The organism is Mesorhizobium sp. M7A.F.Ca.CA.002.15.2.1, from assembly GCF_003998715.1.
GTDB classification, from domain to species: domain Bacteria; phylum Pseudomonadota; class Alphaproteobacteria; order Rhizobiales; family Rhizobiaceae; genus Mesorhizobium; species Mesorhizobium ciceri.
In genome coordinates, this window is the sequence record NZ_RZPI01001167.1 from 1 (window position 1) to 743 (window position 743).

General features: G+C 67.2%; 3 pseudogenes. 1 reads left to right on the forward strand and 2 read right to left on the reverse strand.

Going from position 1 to position 743, the window contains the following annotated elements:
* Positions 1-28 precede the first annotated feature (28 nt).
* A pseudogene (locus tag ENZ74_RS33410) lies at positions 29-247 on the forward strand (amino acid synthesis family protein); the annotation flags it as partial.
* On the opposite strand, the pseudogene ENZ74_RS35555 reads toward ENZ74_RS33410, so the two are convergent.
* Together ENZ74_RS35555 and ENZ74_RS33420 are read right to left on the reverse strand one after the other, a co-directional pair.
* Positions 237-329, reverse strand: a pseudogene (locus ENZ74_RS35555) (amino acid synthesis family protein); the annotation flags it as partial. The pseudogenes ENZ74_RS33410 and ENZ74_RS35555 overlap by 11 nt on opposite strands.
* A pseudogene (locus ENZ74_RS33420) lies at positions 322-743 on the reverse strand (UPF0280 family protein); the annotation flags it as partial. The pseudogenes ENZ74_RS35555 and ENZ74_RS33420, both read right to left, overlap by 8 nt.

Sequence of the window (743 nt, forward strand, 5' to 3'; positions counted from 1 at the left end):
AACGAAACTTCGAGGGAGGAAGTTGCCCATGCCTGAGTTTCCGATCCGCAAGATCGCGGTTCTGACCGAAGAGATCTTTCACGAGGGCGGGCCGGTGGCCAAGGTGCCGCGCCGCCGTGCCGCCGCCATGGCGCTGGTAAAGAACCCGTTCGCCGGGCGCTATGTCGAGGAGCTGCAGAGCGCCATGGACGATCTCAAGCCGCTCGGCCTGCTGCTCGCCGACCGGCTGATCGCGGCGCTCGGCGGCGCGGCACCTTGGCCACCGGCCCGCCCTCGTGAAAGATCTCTTCGGTCAGAACCGCGATCTTGCGGATCGGAAACTCAGGCATGGGCAACTTCCTCCCTCGAAGTTTCGTTGGGCGCGGCAAGCGCAACCGAGCCACTGATGCGGATCTCGCCGCCGAGAAACAGCGCCGACCCGGCAATAAGCCCCCGCCGGCGAAAATCTTCGGCGACGGCAAGGCCATTGTCCAGCGCGCGCGCCACTTCGCCAAGGGCAAGCGTGCCGACGCCTTGCGTCACCAGCCGCGAGCCGAGATCGCTGTCGGGCGACAGTTCGTGTGCGGAAATGCGCTTGATGGCGGGATTGCCGGGCAGGTCCACCGCGTTGGCGAGGAGCGTCGCCGCCGCATCGGCTTCGGCGCCGGTCCGCGCCAGAACGGTGACGGCGTCGGCAATGCCAAGCGAGAAGGAGCGGCCACTCTAACCGCTGGTGGCGACGCTCATCGCCAACGCGGTGGACC